The sequence below is a fragment of the Bradyrhizobium sp. 63_E2_N1_3 genome, assembly GCF_052076005.1.
GTDB lineage: Bacteria > Pseudomonadota > Alphaproteobacteria > Rhizobiales > Xanthobacteraceae > Bradyrhizobium > Bradyrhizobium barranii.
On the sequence record NZ_CP197235.1, the window covers coordinates 4,674,162 to 4,692,237 of the forward strand.

Sequence of the window (18,076 nt, forward strand, 5' to 3'; positions counted from 1 at the left end):
GTGTGGCTCGGCTTCGTCCCACGACGACTGGAATGCACGCTGCGCTCAATCACGCAGCGTTTGATGACCGGACACGTCCGATGGCCGGCGCTGAGCTTGAGCAACGCACTCGTGCTCGCATCCGCCTCATCCGCACGACGCATGGCCAGATCTGTCGTTTTGATAAAGGTTGTATGAAATAGATCACGCAACCCCGAAAAATATTCGCGCTTGCTTCGACGTTGAAGGTGCGTGTCTACGTGACATCACCCAAAAGTTGTGCTTAGTCTCCGGCGGCCTTCTTCGTCTTGCTGTCCGGGGGCTGGAATGGACACCGAAGCATTGACCGTTGCTTATGCGCGCGTGAAGGCGATCCTGGATGAAGCTGCCGGCGATAGCACCGCTGATTATGGTGGCGCTGGACGGTTTTGGGACAAGGGCGCACAGGCGCTGGAGGCGGCCGAGATCTTCGGCATCAAGATGGTTGCTCCAGTGCCGGAGGGCCACGCCTGCTGCATCCCGCCGCATGCGCGCAGCGACGCGTCCGGATTGATCAAGGGATTGCGCGGTGAAGCACCGTTCGACGGCGGCCGGTTTCCGGCGCTGCCATGGGGCGGCAAGCGCGTCACGCCCGCGGACGTCGACCGCATTGCCGACTGGATCGATGCCGGCTGCCCGGATGATGCGACCAGCGTCGCAGTTGAGCTTGCGCCTGGCAAGCCGGCGAAGACTGCGACGGTGAAGGTGAGCGAGATCGCCGAATTTGCGGTTGCTGCCGACGGCTATTCGCCGGCCGCGGGTGCCGGCGAGCCCCGGCGGCGCATGAACATCGACTGCATGAGCGAGCCGCAGCTCGAACGCCTGCGCCGCGGCTTCCGCCGGCTTTACGATCTCGACCACTGGCCGGAAGACCGGCGCAACTACAACAACCAGGCGCTGATCCATCAGAACCATTGCCAGCACGGCTGGGAGCGTTTCCTGCCCTGGCACCGCGCTTATCTCTACGAGTTCGAACAGAACCTTCAGGACTTCGAGCCCGGGCTGATGCTCCCGTACTGGGACTTCACGATGCCGGAGTACCGGCCGGAGGAGCCGGACAAGGGCCGCATCATTCCGAATTCGATGAAGGCCTATCTCACCGAGGAAGCGGCGGAGACGCTGTTGGCGGCGCTCGACCCGGCGCCGACGGCGGCGCAGAAGAAGGCGATCCTGGCGCTCGCGCATGACCGCGTCACCTTCACCTCACAGCACCGCTTCTTCTGCTACGTCATCAGCAAGATCGGCTATGCGGCCGTCACGCCGGATAATGAGAATGCCAACCGCCAGCGCTTCATCGACGCGCTGCTGCACTCGAACTCGCTCTGGTATCCGCTGCGCTATCCGGCCGAATATCCCAAGGGACAGACTATCAACCAGGCGATCAACTATCATTACCCGTCGGCCGACGACATCGCCCAGATCCTGAGCCTCAACAATTTCCGCGACTTCGGCGGCGGCAGCATCTACGACGCGGCGTTTGGGTTCCTCGACCAGAATCCGCACAACACCATGCACATCTGGACCGGTGGGCAGAATCCGGATGCAGGGCAGGCGACCTATGTCTGCAAAGATGCCCCGACTGCGGCGGCTGCATCGCAATCCGACGCCGAGACCACACGTCTGCGCGCGCTCGCCAAGCGCCGCAACGATGCCGTACAGGTCGGCGGGCGCCGTTTCCACGCGCGCCCGGATCTTTATTCGCAGCCGCGCTCCGGCGACATGTTCAGCAACCTGACGGCCTCCTACGACCCGGTGTTCTGGCCGATCCACGTCAATATCGATCGGATCTGGTGGGAGTGGCAGAAGCTCAATCCGAATGCGCTGCCGGCCGATCTCGATTCCGTGCTGTCGCCGTGGAACTACACCATTCGCGACACGCTCGACATCGCGCCGTTCGGCTACGAATACGTCCGTAGCTCGCATTTCCTGCCGGTCGGGCTCGAGGCGCCGGTCAGCCGCTTCGTGTCGCAGCCGATCAACGTGCCGCAGGCCGCGCGCAGCTTCAAACGCGCGGAGATCCGCCTGCATCAGGTGCCGCAACTGATGCGCTCCTGCTTCGTGCGCGCCTTCCTGAACGAGCCCGGGGCCGACGCCTCGACGCCGATCAAGGGCAATCCGCACTACGCTGGCTACATCTCGATCTTCGGACATGGGGCCTGCTACGGCGGTCCCGGCCATTGCGATATCCCGCCGCCGCAGCCGCGGCGCTTCGATCAGCGCGGGCGCAGCCACAACACGCCACGCGTCCATCGCATCGACGTCACGGCCGCCGCCAGGCAGGCGCTCAAGAAGAAGGGCCCGTTGCAGATCACGCTGGTCGTGATCGGCGGCGACTACCAGGAGGAGAGGGAGCTTCTGAAGCTGGAAGGCGTGTCGATCAGTTTCCTGGATTGAGAAAGCGGCGGGGAAGTCATGGCGACGTATCGAATCCATCCGGGCATCGGCATCGCGCGCCTGGGCAACAGCGACAGCGAATTCTACCTCGCGCCGGAAACGCCCGCGGCGATGCCGCTGGCCTGCGACAGTTTCGGCAATCCCCTGCACGGCCCCGACGGGGTCACACCTGTTCCGGTCAAGACCTTCAAGGATGCGCAGGGCCGGGTGAAGCGGCAGGCCGCGCGCTTCCAGATCTTTGTCTATGACGATGAGTCCCCGGAAGGCAGGCCGCTGGCGCTCGGCGATGCCGTGGAGGGCGGCGGCAATCATGGTGTGCTCGTCGACATCCAGTGGCGCGTCTATGTCGCCAACAAGAAGGCCTCCTGGTACCCGTTCACCGAGCTCAAGGGCGAGCATGGCTACGCCCCCGGCAGCGCGCGCCGCAACGCCGACATCACCGGCCAGGACCGCGACCTGCTCATCATCGATCCCGGCCCGCGCAGCGTGAATGCGACCACCAATCGGCGCGCGCATTTCGATCGCTCGGGCGGCCCCGGCGGCTATGCCACCACGTTCCCGCCCAGGGGCCTGCAGCCGTTCGACATCGACACGCTGGGCGAGATGATGACCGACAACAAGGGCCGCGTGGTCGTGCTCGGCGGTCACGGCAATTCGGGCATGGACGTCAACGGCAGCTTCGGTCCGAAGATCGAGGACTATGCCAACACCGACGGCTGGTACGACGACATCTCCGATGGGCCGGTGATGGCACGGCTGATCATGTATTCGAAGCAGGTCGGCCAGACCCGCTACGTCGACGTCGAGTTTCCGGCATGGGTCGTGGTCGGCTACCCGCGCTTCGTCCCTGAGATCCTCGACATGATCACGATGGACGAGGTGCTGTACGATCTCTATGTGCGCCAGTTCGCCACCGATACCGGCATCTATGGGACGCTCGGCACCTATGACGATCCGCAGCAGATCCCGTTTCGCGACGAGGCGGCGCTGCGCCACTGGCAGGCCGGCCGTCTTGCCTGGAATGGCAACTACCGGCCGTGGTTCTATCGCGACATCTGGCCGATCCTGTTCCGGCCGGATGAATTTAGATACCTGAACGATATCCTTCAGCAATCGAACTACCCGCACGATCAGGCCCAGCGCGGCACGTTCGATCCCGACAAATTATCAAAGACCCCGAAACGCGCGACGCGGCCGACGGCGACGGCAACACCGTCGGATGCACCGTTGCGCGATGCCAGTCAGGGCGAAGCGGTCATGGCGGTGGCGGCGGTCGCAGGTCCGACCCACTATTCCAAGGCCGACGATCCCTACGGACCGATGCGCCGCTTCCTGTTCGATTTGTTGCGCCGTACGGGCGAGGCCAATTCGTTCCAGGTGCAGGACCGGGCGTCGTCGCGCGTCCATTCGCTGCCGCTGATGCCATTGTTGTGCGGCGACAATCCGCTGACCAACGAGACGCCGTCGAAGTTTCTTCATCTCACCGAGTACCAGCTCTTCATCCTCGGCCAATGGGCGCGCGGCTGGTTCATCAACGAGAAGGAGGAGGGCTGGCTACCCGACGGCTATTCACCCTTCGCGCCTTATCCGAAGACACCGCCGAAGACCGGCCGCGAGCTCGACCGCGGCGTGCTCAGCAACGTGCTCGGCGGCGCCTTTTGTCCGGGCGCCGAGCTCGGCTGGGTGATGCGCAACCCTTCGATCTACTGGGCGCCGTATCGGATCAACGCCGATCGCAGCGTCTCGGATTTCCTGCAGAGCGCCGCCCAGGCCAATCAGGACCACGGCACCGTGATTGCCGACCCGACCTTCAACGTCAACTCGCCGCTCAGCCAGGACAACGACTTCGAGACCGGTCTTCAGCCGGGGGACCTCACCAAATATATGGGGCTGCCCTGGCAGTCCGATTTCAACGAGTGCACCACGCAGCCGATCAACATCACCTACGCCGACTGGAACAATCTGTGGCCCGGCAGCGACAATGACGATCGCTTGCGGCGCGACGAGAAGACCTGGACCACATTGTGGTGGCCGGCGCATCGGCCATTGCAGTCGTTCGAGATCGCCTCGGTCTCGAACGGTAAGCCCAATTACGTCTGGACCACGTGGAGCCGCGGCGTCCCGCAGACGCCGGTCGGCGACCTCAAGATGGTCACCGAGTGGTCGCTGCTCGGTTTCATCGTGCGCAATCCCTACGAGCCGGCCGTCAAGCCCGCCGACAGTTATCAAGGGCCCAAATACATCAGCGTCGAGCGAACAACCGGGTCGCGGCCCGATCCCAAAAGCGAGGCATCATGAGCGACAATCCATTCGTCGGACATTGGACCTATCGCAGCCTGCTCAACGATCCCGACGTCAACACGGCCTTCAACAATCTCGAATTCGGCCGCGGCACGATCGATATCGCGGACGGGCCGATGCAGCTGCTGACCGGAACGATCGGCGGCCCGGGCTGGTCGCTCGCGCTGAAGGGATCGCGCGCCTATGGATCGCCGATGCAGGTGCGTTTCCAGGGCACCGGCGTCGTCGGCGGCGAGGAATGGATCTACGATTATTGGGGCTCGCTGGTGCCGGCCTGGCCCAATGGCGTCGACCAGCGTCCGGCCATCGTCGGCTCGGTGATCCGGACCATCCCGCACAGCGGCGGCTCGCCCGGCACGGTGGCGCCGGCCGGCGTGGTGGCGTCGTTCTACGCAGTCCGGGCCGACTGACCTTGGCCGCGTTCGACATCATCGTTGCAGGCGCAGGTCCAGCCGGAGCGGCCGCTTCCCGCGAGCTTGCGATGTGCGCGCCGGAGCTTCGGGTGGCCGTGATCGCGCCGTCCGAGCGGCGTGGGCAAAGCGAAGGACGGGGCCAGGGACGAGGACGAGGCGAGGTCTTGTCACCGCTGGTCCAGCCGGTGCTGCGGCAGCTCGGTCTGTGGCCGACTTTCCTGGCGCAGGGCTTTGCGCCGTCGCACCGCACGCTCACCTCCTGGGACCAGGCCGGCCTGACGTCCAGCGAATTGCTGCTGGAGGCGCGCGGACCGTCATGGCGCGTTGACCGCCGGGCGTTCGATGGCTGGCTCACGGCGGCGGGTTGCCGCGCGGCCGAGCGCGTCGACGCGAAGGTCTGTCATCTCGCGCGCGAGGCGGACGGCTGGTCGGTCGTTTGCGACGACGGCAACAGCCATTCGGCCCGGCTGATCATCGATGCGACGGGCCGCGCCCGCGCACTCGCCGACCGCCAGGGTTCGCGGGCGAAAGCGCAGGACCGCCTGATTGCGGCCTATGCCGAGGCGACGACATCAGGACCGGCCGCACCGGAACTGCTCGTCGAGGCCTTTGAAGACGGCTGGTGGTACACGATGGCACTCGACCAGGGCAGGCGCGCTTTTGCCTGCATGACCGATGCCGATCTCGCGCGCGGCCTCAGGCTGAACACGCCGGACGGCTGGCGCAGAGCTCTCGCCAGGACGCAATTCGTCTCGGCGCTCGCGAGCAAGATCATTCGGCTCGAACCACCCCGCTTGATCCCTGCGGGCAGTCGGTACGCCGCAACGACTGCCGGCTTCCATTTCCTCTGCGCAGGCGATGCCGCGAGCGCTTTTGATCCGATCTCGGGTCATGGCGTGGTCAAGGCCATGCGCTCGGGCGTGTTCGCCGCCTATGCCGCCAGCGATTGCCTCGCGCGCGGTGATGCGGCCGCTCTCGATCGCTACGGCGCGTGGGTCGCGCGCGAGGCCGCGGCCTACGCGACGACGCTGAGCGAACACTACGGCAGTGTCTCGCGCTGGCCCGAGCGCCCGTTCTGGCGGCGCCGGCGTGCCGACGCGCCTTCACGCAATCCTTCGAGCAGTCTTCTGGAACAGTAGGGCGGACAACATGATGAAGAGCTTCGGGCGAATTGGTCTTGTCATCGCCGCGCTGGGACCGAGCCTTCCAGCATTCGCGGCGCCGGTTCCCCGTGCTTTCGAACCTCCGCCGACGCTGCCCGGACAGGGCAATGTCGTGGCCCTGGAGGCCGGCGTGGCGCCGGCCGTTGGCGGCTGCCGGCCGCAAGGATCGATCTCGCGCAGCGGCTCGATCGTCTCGGTGGTGCTCAACTTCGTGCGCGGCCGCTTCTTCATCAACAACCCGGATCCAACCGATCCGCAACCGGATGGCCTCGACCCCGTCGAGCTGCGCTCCTATGGCGGCTGCAAGTCGGGCCCGGCGATCTTCGTCAAGCCCGGCGATACGCTGCGCGTCGACCTGATCAACCAGCTCGCGAAGGACGACCCGAGCTGTTTGCCCAATCCGCCGGAGGGGCTGGGCTTGCCGGCGTTGGTCGGGTGCTTCAACACCACCAACCTACACACGCACGGCCTGCACGTTTCGCCTGCCGGCAACAGCGACAACGTGCTGCTCAACATAGCCCCGCAGACGAAGTTTCCGTATGAGATCAACATCCCCAACGACCATCCGGCGGGGACGTTCTGGTATCACGCCCACCGTCATGGCTCGACAGCAGTACAGGTGGCGAGCGGCGCCTCGGGCGTGCTGGTCGTCAAGGGCGAGCGTCCCTATACGCCACCGTCGCCGGAGAACCCGAAGCCGATTGCCGATATCGACACGGTCCTGCATGACGTCAACGGCGCCCCGTTCAAGGAGCAGCTCTTCCTGTTTCAGCAGATCGCCTATGCCTGCTTCGCCAACCAGCCGAACCAGCCCGGCGGCCCGTGGCAGCAGATCTACACCACGCAGGGACTCTACAACGCCAACAGTCCGGCAAATATCGCCAACGCGCCGTGGACGTGCCCGCTGGCGACGTCAGGCAATCCGGTAAGCCCCGGCGTCGTCGAGAACTTTGGCTTGCAACTGGACTCATCGTCGATCTGGGACACCAATGGCCGCTTCACCAGCGTCAATGGCATCGTGCAGCCGACGCTCACCGTGCCGGCGGGCGAGATCCAGCGCTGGCGCTTCGTGCATGCCGGCATTCACGACACGATCAACATTCAGCTCGTGCGGGCCACGCCGGTCGGTACAACGAACCTGATCGCGACCTCGGCGCTGAGCGGCAACCGCCAGCAGCAGAAGGCCGATCTCCTGGCCGCCTGCAACGCCTCGACGGGCACGCTGATCCCGCAGTTCGAGATCGCATCCGACGGTCTGACCCGGACCAAATTGCGCACCGTGCACGCCTCGCAAGTCGGCGGCGTGCTTGAATCGAACTACATGCAGCCCGGCTATCGCAGCGACGTCCTCGTCGTATTCCCCTCGGACGGTGACTATTGCCTGCTCAACCAGGCGGCGCCGAAGGCTGAGCGCGTGTCCAACGGCAATGGCGGCGGGCAGGGGCCGACGACGCCGCAATTGCTGGCCTACATCCATGTGCGCGGAGGGCAGCCCGTGACCGGCGACCTGCAGGCCTATGTCGGCAAGGCGCTGTACGATGCCAATCCGACGCTGCCGGACGCCGTTCGCACCGGGCTGCGTGACGGCGATCTGCGGCCGTGGGCGCCATTCGAAAACCTTGCGCCGCCGGCTGCCGGCAGCCAGCAGCAGCAGGCGGCCTTCGCGATCAACTTCCCGGCCTTCACGGTCAATAATGCCTCGTACGATCCCGACGTGGTGAACTTCACGCGCGAGGTCAACACCACGGACGACTGGATGCTGTCCGCACAAGGCGAGCCGCACATCTTCCATATCCACGTCAATCCGTTCCAGGTGATCGACGTCACCACCACCAACACCAACGGTCAGCAGATATCGATCTATAATCCCGACGGCACCTGCAAAGCTGACATCGTGTATGCCGACAAGCAGCAACTGGCCAACCAGTATTGCGGCATGTGGCACACATTCCGCGACACGATCATCGTCGAGAACAACTATCAGATCCGCGTCAGGACGCGGTACGACCGCTACATCGGCGAGTACGTCCTGCATTGCCACATCCTGGACCACGAGGACGCGGGCATGATGGCCAATATCGCGATCGTTCCCGACCTCAACGCGCCGGGCGGCGGCCTCGGGATGGCGGGGATGCGCCATGCCAAGCAGCCGACAGCGACACCCGCGGCGACGCCCGTCGGCCACAAACATTGATCGTCACAGGAAGCAGGGAGGATTACGCGCGATGAAGATCGGCATTCCCGTCTACGACGGCGTCGACATGCTCGACGTCGCCGGTCCCTTCGAAATGTTCGACTGGGCCGACTTCGACGTCGAGATCGTCGCGGCAAAGCCGGGAATGAAACGGTTTCGCAACCGGGGATTTCCGTTCGAGGTCGCAAAATCCTTCGCGGAGTGCACCCAATATGATGCCGTCTGGATTCCCGGCGGCGATCCAGTCGCGCTCACCGATATCATCAACGATCCGCACCGGACCTACGTCCAGTTTCTGACCAGGCAGGCCGCCGGTGCGAAGTACATGTGCTCGGTCTGCGAGGGAGCAATGCTGTTCGCGGCATCGGGCCTTCTCGACGACCATTGGGCGACGACGCATTGGGCTTTCCTGGAATGCTTCCCGACGCTGTTCCCGAAGGTGAAGGTTGCCGACGGACATCCGCGTTTCGTGCTGGATCGCAATCGCCTGACCGGAGGCGGAATATCCGCGGGCCTCGACGAGGCCCTGATGTTGATCACGCTGCTCGGAGGCACGGAGCTGGCGCGTGAGGTTCAGCAGAACACCCAATACTATCCGGACCCGCCCGTCCGCAGCGCGATTCCCGCGGCACCGCAGTGCCCGCTCACAGGCGTCAAGCCGCCGGGGTCGACGCAATAGGTCCGGCCGACCGAATGCATCATCTAACTATCTGATATGTTGATACTTCAATCGGCCGCATCGACTGCCGGGTTCAACTCATGGAACCGTTTCGCTGCCTGCGCGTTGTCTCCGCATGACCGAAGACCTTTCCTTCCGACGCAAACCCTTGACCCCTGAGCAGCGCCAGGCTCGTGATGCCGCACGCCGGATCGAGGCCGAAAAGGCCATGCGCGATCACGAAGAGGCCCAGAAGGCGTTTTACGCCAATAAGGAACGGCTGAGGGCCGAGCGGCTCGCGCGCGAAGCGGCCGAGGCGAAGGGCTGACCGAACGCGGTCGTCGCCCGCAATCTTCTGAGGCGATCTCCCAACTGGAGACCGGCAGCTAATGCCGGTTGGACATCCCCGTTGCGCTCAAAGCCAGCTTGAGCGCCTGGACGGCGCCGGCGAACGCGCCGCGGGGCGCTTGCGCCTCGATCGCTTCGGCCGCGATGCGACAATCGTCGGCGACCTTGAGCAACCCGCTTCGCGCGAGATCCATGGTGGAGAGGGCAGCCTGCTCCAGGCAGACCCGTTCAAGCCGTCGAAACTCCCGCAGCTCTTTGTTCATGCGCCAGCTCTCGATGTCCCCCGGCCCATCCGGCGCCGAGTCTGCTTAACGGACGGTAAACATCTCTGCCTAGCCGATTTGGCTGGCGCGGCGCTGGTGCGTGCCGTGCCCACGCCCGGGCTGCGGTGCACCACCGCGCAGGCTTGACGGCCTCTGCCTTCCGGGAGGAAGATTCAAATGATCCTAAACTGACGAGAACCACGGAGACGTTCGCTCCCAGCCAGTCCCCGATTCTCCTCAGCGAAAACGCATTGGAGCTGACCATGACCACGTTCGACAAGCGCGAGCAGGGCTTTGAGGCCAAATTCGCTCACGACGAGGAATTCATGTTCAAGGCCACGGCCCGGTCCAACAAGCTGCTCGGGCTCTGGGCCGCGGGCCAGCTCGGGCTCAGCGGCGACGCCGCGGCAAGCTACGCAACGGCGCTGGTGACAGACAATCTGGAGAGCCAGAGCATCGACGATGTCGTGGGCAAGGTGTCCGGCGATCTTGCCGCCAAGGGCGTGGCGCGCGAGCAGGTCGCGCAGAAGCTTCAGGAGTGCCTGCACCAGGCGCTCGCGCAGCTCGAAGCAAGCAAACAATAAGAAAGCCGGCCGTTGCCCTCACTCGGCGTGCTTGCGCATTCCGGAGTCGCTGAGCCTGTCGACGTAGGCAATGCCGATCGCCGAGGCGATGAAGGTGATGTGGATCAGGACCTGCCACATCACGCCGGTCTCGGTGAAGCCGGCGCGGTTCGAGCCGAGATTGCCGGCCTCGATGAAGGTGCGCAGCAGCGCGATCGAGGAGATGCCGATGATGGCCATGGCGAGCTTGATCTTCAGGACGCTCGCATTGACGTGGCCGAGCCATTCCGGCTCGTCGGGATGACCCTGGAGGTCGAGCCGCGAAACGAAGGTCTCGTAGCCGCCGACGATGACCATCACGAGCAGGTTGGAGATCATCACGACGTCGATCAGCGCCAGCACGCTCATCATGATCTGCTGTTCGGTGAGGTCGATCGCGTGCCAGGACAGATGCCAGAGCTCCTTGAGGAACAGCACGATGTAGACGCATTGCGCCACGATCAGTCCGAGATAGAGCGGCAGTTGCAGCCAGCGCGAGCCGAAGATGATCATCGGCAGCAGGCCCAAACGCGGCAACGGCGGGCGGGGTTCGGTGCGCAGTTCGGACTCGGGTCCAGGCTCAACCGACATTCAGGCAGCATCCTCGCGAGCTGAGATGATCTCGCCTTCATGTAACCCGACAAGATGGCCGGTGGAAGACGGCCAAGCCGCTGGCTGCGGCCGGCAGATCGCGCAGTCTCGTGCTACCGTGCCGAACGGCGAAAGAGTCAGGGCTTGAATCGGGAGGCGGGGGTGTCTTGGAGCGGCTTCGGCAAAAGGCTCGGCGGCATCGCGGTCGCCGTCGCAATCGTGGTTGGCGCCGGTGGCGCGGAGGTCTCGGCGACGCCGCTGACGCCGTTTCGCTACGAGGCGCAGGCGCAACGTCATTGCCCGCACGATCAGGTGGTCTGGCTCGATTTCAGGAAAGGCATCTACTACGGCAAGGGCCAGAAGCGGTATGGCCAGGGTTTCGACGGCAGCTTCGTCTGCCTGAGCGAGGCCCGCGACAGCCTTTATCGCCGCTCGCTATTGGGCCTGCGCTGAGCAGCGCGTGATTCGGAGGTTTGGGGGACGGCTATTTCCGGTCCGGCAGCTTTACCGGCACGTGCGGGGAGGTGCTGATCACCCGGGGGCTTCCGTCGGAATAGGTGCGGTCGCCGCGGATCAGCGATTCCAGAACCAGAAAAAATTTCTCAGCAAGCATTTGCGTCACCCTCGTTGGTGATGGCCTCTTGAAATGAGTCGAGGCGCCGAACGCAGAAATTCAATCAACTAAACGGGAGCAGGGCAATACCGGACAGAGCTGTATGCTGCATCGCGGTGTAGTTGTGGTTAGAAAGAAGGAGCCTGGTGGTGGTGCTCAGGCGAAGGCCAGTGCCACGAGGCTCGAGCAGAGAAGAAACAAGCCGCCGGCGGTCAGTGCCAGGAAGCCATCGGATACGAAGTCATGGTTGCGCATGGGACACCTGCCGCTCTCGTGTTCGATGCTCGGTCGGATCGATTAAGATTGTCCGAACGTGCCGTCTTGAAAGAGGTGATCCTTGCCGTCCGCGCGAATGCCCTCAGGCCCTCGTGCGGTAACCTTCAAACGCATGGGCCAGGAAGATCCCCGCGCTTACCAGACCCATCAGTGCCGAAACCGTCTCGATCATCATCAAATTCCAGTTCGCCCCTGCAACCGAGAAAACGCGTGCGGCCTTGCACAGTCAAAAGAATTCCAGTGAGCCACAAGACAATGGGGGTGGAGTGAGGATTTGGCGCAACAGAATGTCCAGGAGTGGTACAGAGCAGGGTGCCTGCGCTCCGTAGATCAACGGGGGAGAAGCGAACGCCCCGTTTACCATCCCGGCGTGAACGCTGTGGGCTCCCCATTTCCGCCGTGTTCGGGTTGCGTTATCCTTACTGCTTCCGACGCGGTGGTGGGCCGCCTCGGATTTTGGGACCGGACAGCGGCTCCCCCGTAGCCAAAGCGGGTTGGGTACGCCTCCGGCGAAGTGGTATTTGGGGCGCATGGGGATCCGACGGTCAGATTCGGTTTTGCGGGCCGCACGCGGTGTTGCCGCGGTCGCGACCTGCCTCGCGCTCGCCAATTGCGCCTCCTCGAACAAGTTCGCCAGTCGGGTCGATCCGAAATACGGCGTGTCCTCGAGCCCGCGGGTCGTGGCGTTTGGAGATCCGGTTCCGAAAGGCGGCGGCACCTACCGCGTCGGCAAGCCCTATGTTGTGGGCGGTCGGACCTACGTGCCGGAGGAGGACGTCAACTACCGCGCCGAGGGTATGGCGTCCTGGTACGGCGACGATTTCCACGGCCGCCTGACCGCCAATGGCGAAGTGTTCGACATGACTTCGCTGACAGCGGCGCATCCGACCCTGCCGATGCCGTCCTATGCGCGGGTGACCAATGTCTCGAACGGCAAATCGCTGATCGTGCGCGTCAACGACCGCGGGCCCTATCACGGCAACCGCCTGATCGACGTCTCGAACAAAGCCGCTGAACTCCTTGAATTCAAAGGCAATGGCGTCGCCAAGGTCCGTGTCGAATATGTCGGCCGGGCGCCGCTGGAAGGCTCCGACGACCGCCAGCTGATGGCGACCCTGCGCACCGGGATCCCGGCGCCGTCGCCCTCGATGGTGCGGGTTGCCTCGGCAAGGCCCTTCGTGCCGGAGCTGCCATCGTCGAACCGTAGCGCCATTCGCGGCGAGGTTCCGACGCCGGAAGGGCGGCCCTACAATCTCGGCAACACCTCTGCCGACATGGCGTCGCTCAACGCGACCTCGGAGATGTCGGCCTCGAGCCGCAGCCGGGGCCGGGGCCGGGCGCTCCAGAACGCGCGTGCCGTGTCCTATGACGAGGATGGCCGCTATGCGACCGAGAACGCGCCGTCATCGGCCGACGGCGCCGCCGAGGCCCGCAGCATCCTGAGCGGCCGCGGCCTCTACTAAGCAGGTACCAAGCCGGCAAATCCGGCGAGCGGCGTAGCGCCGCTGGCCCGTCGTCGCGCCCAGGGATCAGAATGGGATGCGCGCGCGTCCCGTGAACGTCCAGATCTGCGTGTTGCTGCCGATGCCGCCGAGTTCGGCGCCGAAGCCGACCGTAGTGCCGCCCGCCAGCCTTGCGCCGATGCCGCCCGTGATGCGGGCTGACCAGCCCTGGAGCAATGGTGTCGAAGCGAGCGGGATGCCGCCCGCAGCAACGATCGCGGCCGCATCGTCACGGGTGAAGTAATAGTCGGCAAAGACGCCGGCATAGGGCGCCAGCAGCACGCTATCGAGCCACGGTATGGGGTAGGAGACCCTGTTGCCGGCAGATGCGCGGCCGCTCGAGAAGGTGCGGGCCGCCTGCTGGGTGCCGAGCGAGTCGACATAGGCGTTTTCCCGCTCCCAGATCGCGTAGACCTTGGCCGACGGTTCGATATTGAAATTGGCCCAGCTGTAGCTGCCGGTGAAGCCGGTCGCGAATATCCAGCGATTGCCGTTGAAGTTGCCTTGGGCCGTGCCGGCGGTGCCGTCATAGCCGATGCCGGAATAGGTCACGGCCACGTCGTAACGCAGCGTCGGGATGATCTTCCAGCCGAGATAGGCACCGACGGTCCAGCCGTCGCCCTTCAGCTTTCCGTTGATGTCGGTCTGGGTGTAGCTGAAGTTCTCATAGCCGCCGGTCACACCGACCAGCAAATTGGGTCTCGCCCGGTAGGTCAGTCCGGTCAGCAGGTTGATCTGCTGGCCGAAGAGCGTGGCCTGGGTTGCCCCCTGACCGATGTTGCCGGACGAGCCCCATTGATCGATGCCGCTGCCGCGTACGTCGATCCAGAACAGCCAGTCCTTCTGCTCCCTGAAGCGCGCAGCCGGTGCCTTGGTCGGAGCCGCCCGATCGATCGCGGCGAAGGCGTCATCGATCCGCGAGGAGCCGCGCCCGCGGCCGCCGGTCCGGCCGGAGCCGCCGTCGCCCGAATAGGAGTTCAAACTTTGAGAACCGGGCTGCTGACCGGATTTGGGCTTGTCGTCCTCATCGCCGTCGGGCGCGGCGGCGAAATTGACGCGCAGCCCGCCCGCGCCTGGCATGATGTACTGCCCGCCGTCGCTGAACCCTTCGGAAATCGCGGTGTCAATCGAACCGGAGATCGCCTGTCCCGAACTCTGCGCCACGATCTTGGTGACGTTGAGCTGGAGGGCGCGCAGCTTGGCGCTGTCGGCGGGAATGTCGACCGACTGGTTCAGAGCCGGCGAGGTCGAGGCGTTGAAGGCCACACTGCCGTTGTAGGTCGCCGTGATGCTGTGATTGCCGACGGCGAGCGTGGTCGTGGCAAAGGTGGCGACGCCGGCCGACAGGGTAGACGTGCCGATCGGCGTGCCGCCGTCGTTGAAAGTGACCGTTCCCGTCGGCGTTCCGCCCGAGCTGTTCACCTTGGCCGTGAAAGTTACAGACTCGCCGTAGCTGCTCGGATTCTTCGACGAGGTGAGCTCCGTGGTGGTCGTCGCGGACAGATAGGTGAACCTGTCTGCCGCCGAGGTCGGCGACGTCCCTCCGGCCGTCGTCACGGTGACATCGACCGTGCCGGCGCCGGGCGGCGAGGTTGCCGTGATCGACGTTGCCGAATTAACCGTGAAGCTGGTCGCGTTGTTGGCGCCGAACTTCACCGCGGTGGCGCCGGACAACGCGGTGCCCGTGATGGTGACCGACGTTCCGCCGGCGAGCAGGCCCGCATTCGGCGCAACCGACGTCACCGCCGGCGTCGCGGCGTAGCTGAACTGATCCGCCGTTGATATGGCCGACGTTCCGCCAGGTGTCGTGACCGTGAGATCAACGGTGCCTGTGCCGGCGGGAGAGGTCGCGGTGATCGAGGTCGCGGAATTGACCGTGAAGCTCGATGCATTCGTCACCCCGAACTTCACGGCGGTCGCACCGGTGAAATTGGTGCCGGTGACGGTCACCGACGTGCCGCCGGCGAGCGGGCCGCCCGTCGGCGAGATCGACGTCACGGTCGGCACGGCGAAATAGGTGAACTGGTCTGCCGCCGATGTCGCCGAGGTGCCGCCCGTGGTCGTCACCCTGACGTCGACGGTACCGGTGCCGGCCTGCGATGTCGCGGTGATCGAGGTTGCGGAGTTGACGGTGAAGCCCGCCGCCGCGGTTGCACCGAACGTCACGGCTGTCGCGCCGGTGAAATTGGTGCCCGTGATCGTTACCACCGTGCCGCCGGCCGCCGGCCCCGACGTCGGCGAAAGCGACGTGACGGCTGGCGTGGCGACGTAGGTGAACTGGTCGGCGGCGGAGGTGGCCGAGGTGCCGCCCGGATTGGTCACGCGGAGGTCAACGGTGCTGGTCCCGGCGGGTGACGTCGCGGTGATTGATGTTGACGAACTGACCGTGAAACTCGTTGCGGCGGTTGCGCCGAATGTCACTGCGGTGGCGCCGGTGAAGCCTGTGCCCGTGACCGTCACGACTGTGCCGCCTGTCTGCGGACCCGTAGTCGGTGAGATCGAGGTAACGGTCGGCGCGGCGGTGTAGGTGAACTGGTCCGCGGCGGACGTTGCCGACGTTCCACCTACCGTCGTGACCCTGATGTCCACGGTGCCGGTCCCGGCAGGCGATGTCGCGGTGATCTGGGTTGCCGAATTGACGGTGAAGCCGGCCGCCGCCGTGGCGCCGAACGTCACCGCCGTTGCACCTGACAGATTGGAGCCGGTGATCGTGACAATGGTGCCGCCGCCCAGGGGGCCGCCTGTCGGCGAAATCGACGTGATCGAGGGAGGGCCGGCATAGGTGAATTGATCAGCGGCCGAGGTCGCGGATGTCCCGCCCGGCGTCGTGACCCTGACGTCCACGGCGCCGGTGCCGGGCGGCGAGGTCGCGGTGATCGAGGTCGCGGAATTGAACGTGAAGCCGGTCGCGGCCGTCCCGCCGAATGACACGGCCGTGACGCCGGTGAAATTCGTGCCCGTGATCGTCACCACCGTGCCGCCTGTCTGCGGGCCCGCAGTGGGTGAGATCGAGGTGACGGTCGGTGAGGCAATATAGGTGAACTGGTCCGCTGCAGATGTTGCGGACGTGCCGCCGGCTGTCGTCACCCTGATGTCGATCGTGCTGGTTCCTGCCGGCGATGTCGCGGTGATCTGGGTCGCCGAATTGACCGTGACGCCAGTCGCAGCCGCTGCTCCGAACACCACGGCCGTCGCGCCTGAGAAGTTGGTGCCGGTGATGGTTACGGTGGTGCCGCCAGCGCCCGGACCCGAGGTCGGCGAAATCGAAGTGACGGTGGGCGCGCCCACATAGGTGAACTGGTCGGAGGCCGTGGTTGCGGACGTTCCGCCCACAGTCGTCACGGTGACGTCGACCGTGCCAGTCCCTGCGGGCGATGTCGCGGTAATCTGGGTATTGGAATTGACCGTGTAGCTCGCGGCATTGATGGCGCCGAACTTCACGCCGGCAGCGCCTGTGGTCGTGCTGAAATTCGTGCCGGTGATGATCACCGATGTGCCGCCACCGGTTGGACCTGATGTCGGCGATATCGCGGTTACGGTCGGCGGGGCGACATAGGTGAACTGGTCCGCCGCCGACGTCGGCGATGTCGAGCCGTTGGTGACGGTGACATCGACGGTCCCGGCGGACCCCGCCGGCGCTGTCGCCGTGATCTGCGTATTGGAGTTGACGGTGTAGCTCGTCGCATTGGTGGCGCCGAACTTGACGCCGCCCGCGCCAGTCGTCCCGGTGAAGTTGGCGCCCGTGATCACCACCGAAGTGCCGCCGGCGAGCGGCCCGGTCGTCGGTGAAATCGACGTCACCGTGGGGCTGGGTAGATTGATCGTGAACGTGTAAGGGGTATTCGCGATCGAACTGCCGGAGCAGCCCACGTTGAAATCGCTGCAGCCCGGCGTGTAATACAGGGTGATCGAGTCCTGTCCGCCACCTGTCTTGCTGTTCAGCGTGATATCGATCTCGGCCTGGCCGGCCTTCGCGGATTGACCGTTTTGGTTCGGGTTCGTTGGGTGAAATGTGTAAGTTGCCTTTGACGTGGTCGGATTATAATCGGCCGCTGTGAGCAGTGGGCTGCCCGAATGGCCGGTCGAATTTGCGATCGGTGCATTGTAAAAGGCGTCTGTGCCCGCGACGGAATAGACGCCGTATACAACCGAGTCGTCGGCCGCGGCTGCGCCGACGGTCAGACACAGGCGATAGATCTGACCGACCGACGTGAAGTTGATGGTCACGCCCGACGTCGAATCCGTCGTTTGATCGCAAGCCGCGTTCGCCGCTGCCATCGCGCCGAGCATCACGACGGCCGCGATGCAGATGCGTTGAGCCGCCCGCCAGAGAGAGCGCAATATCCGCGAAGGCGTAGCTTCACCATCGCGTGTCGGGACCGCCAATTTCCCGATTATCGCTGGAATGGCCACCGCAATTGCGTGACTCACCGGCCCCCCTTAGCGGCAGCTCTCGATAGAGCATCCGCCTAAAATCCCTGATTGTGAAATTATTCGCCTATATCGTTGCGTGCATTTGACGGGACGCGGTGCGCAACGCAAGCGAGCGAGCCAGCCAAACTGCCGGAACCAAGTCGCGGGCACTACTTTCCGGCGAACCGTTGCATAGCGGCAACAAAAGCGTGCTTTGATGGCAATCGACGGAAACGCTTGACTTGTCAATTTATGGTTGCGCTTGCGCTTGACTGTCGACGCTGGCTGTTCAACAATCTCGGCGAGTGGGCCGCAATAAATTCATTC

At 64.6% G+C, this 18,076-nt stretch carries 14 protein-coding genes; 10 read left to right on the forward strand and 4 right to left on the reverse strand.

The genetic code is table 11. The annotated features are described in order from the left end of the window. Positions 1-306: 306 nt before the first annotated feature. The 7 genes from AB7531_RS22245 to AB7531_RS22275 all read left to right on the forward strand — a co-directional run bounded on the left by AB7531_RS22245 (position 307) and on the right by AB7531_RS22275 (position 9,469). Entirely contained in the window at positions 307-2,412 is a 2,106-nt protein-coding gene (locus AB7531_RS22245) for a tyrosinase family protein (protein WP_441280055.1), read from the forward strand. Between the two features lie 18 nt (positions 2,413-2,430). Next, a complete protein-coding gene (locus AB7531_RS22250; protein ID WP_063983278.1) occupies positions 2,431-4,710 on the forward strand; it encodes a LodA/GoxA family CTQ-dependent oxidase in 2,280 nt (759 codons plus the stop codon). Further along, a complete protein-coding gene (locus AB7531_RS22255) occupies positions 4,707-5,123 on the forward strand; it encodes a hypothetical protein (protein WP_063983279.1) in 417 nt (138 codons plus the stop codon). The genes AB7531_RS22250 and AB7531_RS22255 overlap by 4 nt, the downstream gene beginning before the upstream one ends. A 92-nt stretch (positions 5,124-5,215) precedes the next feature. Beyond that, positions 5,216-6,265: a tryptophan 7-halogenase gene (locus AB7531_RS22260; RefSeq protein WP_341850515.1), complete on the forward strand. Its 1,050-nt coding sequence runs from the start codon at positions 5,216-5,218 to the stop codon at positions 6,263-6,265. A gap of 10 nt (positions 6,266-6,275) precedes the next feature. Further along, on the forward strand, positions 6,276-8,483 hold the full coding sequence (locus AB7531_RS22265; protein ID WP_441280056.1) for a multicopper oxidase family protein: 2,208 nt from the start codon (positions 6,276-6,278) through the stop codon (positions 8,481-8,483). A 31-nt stretch (positions 8,484-8,514) separates the two neighbouring features. Then, on the forward strand, positions 8,515-9,162 hold the full coding sequence (locus AB7531_RS22270) for a DJ-1/PfpI family protein (RefSeq protein WP_063983281.1): 648 nt from the start codon (positions 8,515-8,517) through the stop codon (positions 9,160-9,162). 115 nt (positions 9,163-9,277) lie between these two features. Next, entirely contained in the window at positions 9,278-9,469 is a 192-nt protein-coding gene (locus AB7531_RS22275; RefSeq protein ID WP_028153368.1) for a hypothetical protein, read from the forward strand. Between the two features lie 58 nt (positions 9,470-9,527). On the opposite strand, the gene AB7531_RS22280 is transcribed toward AB7531_RS22275, so the two are convergent. Further along, positions 9,528-9,752 (reverse strand): hypothetical protein, encoded by a 225-nt coding sequence (locus tag AB7531_RS22280; RefSeq protein ID WP_028153369.1) that lies wholly within the window; start codon positions 9,750-9,752, stop codon positions 9,528-9,530. 263 nt (positions 9,753-10,015) lie between these two features. Here AB7531_RS22280 and AB7531_RS22285 point away from each other — a divergent pair, with 263 nt between their 5' ends. Beyond that, positions 10,016-10,336, forward strand: coding sequence for a DUF1476 domain-containing protein (locus AB7531_RS22285; protein ID WP_063986370.1), 321 nt, complete (start codon positions 10,016-10,018; stop codon positions 10,334-10,336). Between the two features lie 18 nt (positions 10,337-10,354). Here the strand turns inward: AB7531_RS22285 and AB7531_RS22290 are convergent, their stop codons facing one another. Continuing rightward, on the reverse strand, positions 10,355-10,945 hold the full coding sequence (locus AB7531_RS22290; RefSeq protein ID WP_063983282.1) for a TIGR00645 family protein: 591 nt from the start codon (positions 10,943-10,945) through the stop codon (positions 10,355-10,357). Between the two features lie 162 nt (positions 10,946-11,107). Between AB7531_RS22290 and AB7531_RS22295 the strand changes: the two genes are divergently transcribed. Continuing rightward, on the forward strand, positions 11,108-11,398 hold the full coding sequence (locus tag AB7531_RS22295; RefSeq protein ID WP_063983283.1) for a hypothetical protein: 291 nt from the start codon (positions 11,108-11,110) through the stop codon (positions 11,396-11,398). Between the two features lie 31 nt (positions 11,399-11,429). Here AB7531_RS22295 and AB7531_RS22300 read toward each other — a convergent pair whose 3' ends face one another. Continuing rightward, the gene (locus AB7531_RS22300) at positions 11,430-11,558 is read right to left on the reverse strand and encodes a hypothetical protein (RefSeq protein ID WP_256376408.1); all 129 of its coding nucleotides are present in this window, start codon (positions 11,556-11,558) and stop codon (positions 11,430-11,432) included. Between the two features lie 806 nt (positions 11,559-12,364). Between AB7531_RS22300 and AB7531_RS22305 the strand changes: the two genes are divergently transcribed. Next, positions 12,365-13,297 carry a septal ring lytic transglycosylase RlpA family protein gene (locus AB7531_RS22305; protein ID WP_063983284.1) on the forward strand — a complete coding sequence of 311 codons (933 nt, stop codon included), beginning with the start codon at positions 12,365-12,367 and terminating at the stop codon, positions 13,295-13,297. Between the two features lie 66 nt (positions 13,298-13,363). On the opposite strand, the gene AB7531_RS22310 is transcribed toward AB7531_RS22305, so the two are convergent. After that, positions 13,364-17,626, reverse strand: coding sequence for an IPT/TIG domain-containing protein (locus tag AB7531_RS22310; RefSeq protein WP_063983285.1), 4,263 nt, complete (start codon positions 17,624-17,626; stop codon positions 13,364-13,366). Between the last annotated feature and the right edge of the window lie 450 nt (positions 17,627-18,076).

Excerpts from the sequence above, each read along its gene's own strand:
- AB7531_RS22265 (WP_441280056.1), top strand. The coding sequence starts at position 6,276 with ATGATGAAGAGCTTCGGGCGAATTGGTCTTGTCATCGCCGCGCTGGGA.
- AB7531_RS22270 (WP_063983281.1), top strand. The coding sequence starts at position 8,515 with ATGAAGATCGGCATTCCCGTCTACGACGGCGTCGACATGCTCGACGTC.
- AB7531_RS22275 (WP_028153368.1), top strand. The coding sequence starts at position 9,278 with ATGACCGAAGACCTTTCCTTCCGACGCAAACCCTTGACCCCTGAGCAG.
- AB7531_RS22280 (WP_028153369.1), bottom strand. The coding sequence starts at position 9,752 with ATGAACAAAGAGCTGCGGGAGTTTCGACGGCTTGAACGGGTCTGCCTG.
- AB7531_RS22250 (WP_063983278.1), top strand. The coding sequence starts at position 2,431 with ATGGCGACGTATCGAATCCATCCGGGCATCGGCATCGCGCGCCTGGGC.
- AB7531_RS22305 (WP_063983284.1), top strand. The coding sequence starts at position 12,365 with ATGGGGATCCGACGGTCAGATTCGGTTTTGCGGGCCGCACGCGGTGTT.
- AB7531_RS22300 (WP_256376408.1), bottom strand. The coding sequence starts at position 11,558 with ATGCTTGCTGAGAAATTTTTTCTGGTTCTGGAATCGCTGATCCGCGGC.
- AB7531_RS22310 (WP_063983285.1), bottom strand. The coding sequence starts at position 17,626 with ATGCTCGGCGCGATGGCAGCGGCGAACGCGGCTTGCGATCAAACGACG.
- AB7531_RS22245 (WP_441280055.1), top strand. The coding sequence starts at position 307 with ATGGACACCGAAGCATTGACCGTTGCTTATGCGCGCGTGAAGGCGATC.
- AB7531_RS22255 (WP_063983279.1), top strand. The coding sequence starts at position 4,707 with ATGAGCGACAATCCATTCGTCGGACATTGGACCTATCGCAGCCTGCTC.
- AB7531_RS22290 (WP_063983282.1), bottom strand. The coding sequence starts at position 10,945 with ATGTCGGTTGAGCCTGGACCCGAGTCCGAACTGCGCACCGAACCCCGC.
- AB7531_RS22285 (WP_063986370.1), top strand. The coding sequence starts at position 10,016 with ATGACCACGTTCGACAAGCGCGAGCAGGGCTTTGAGGCCAAATTCGCT.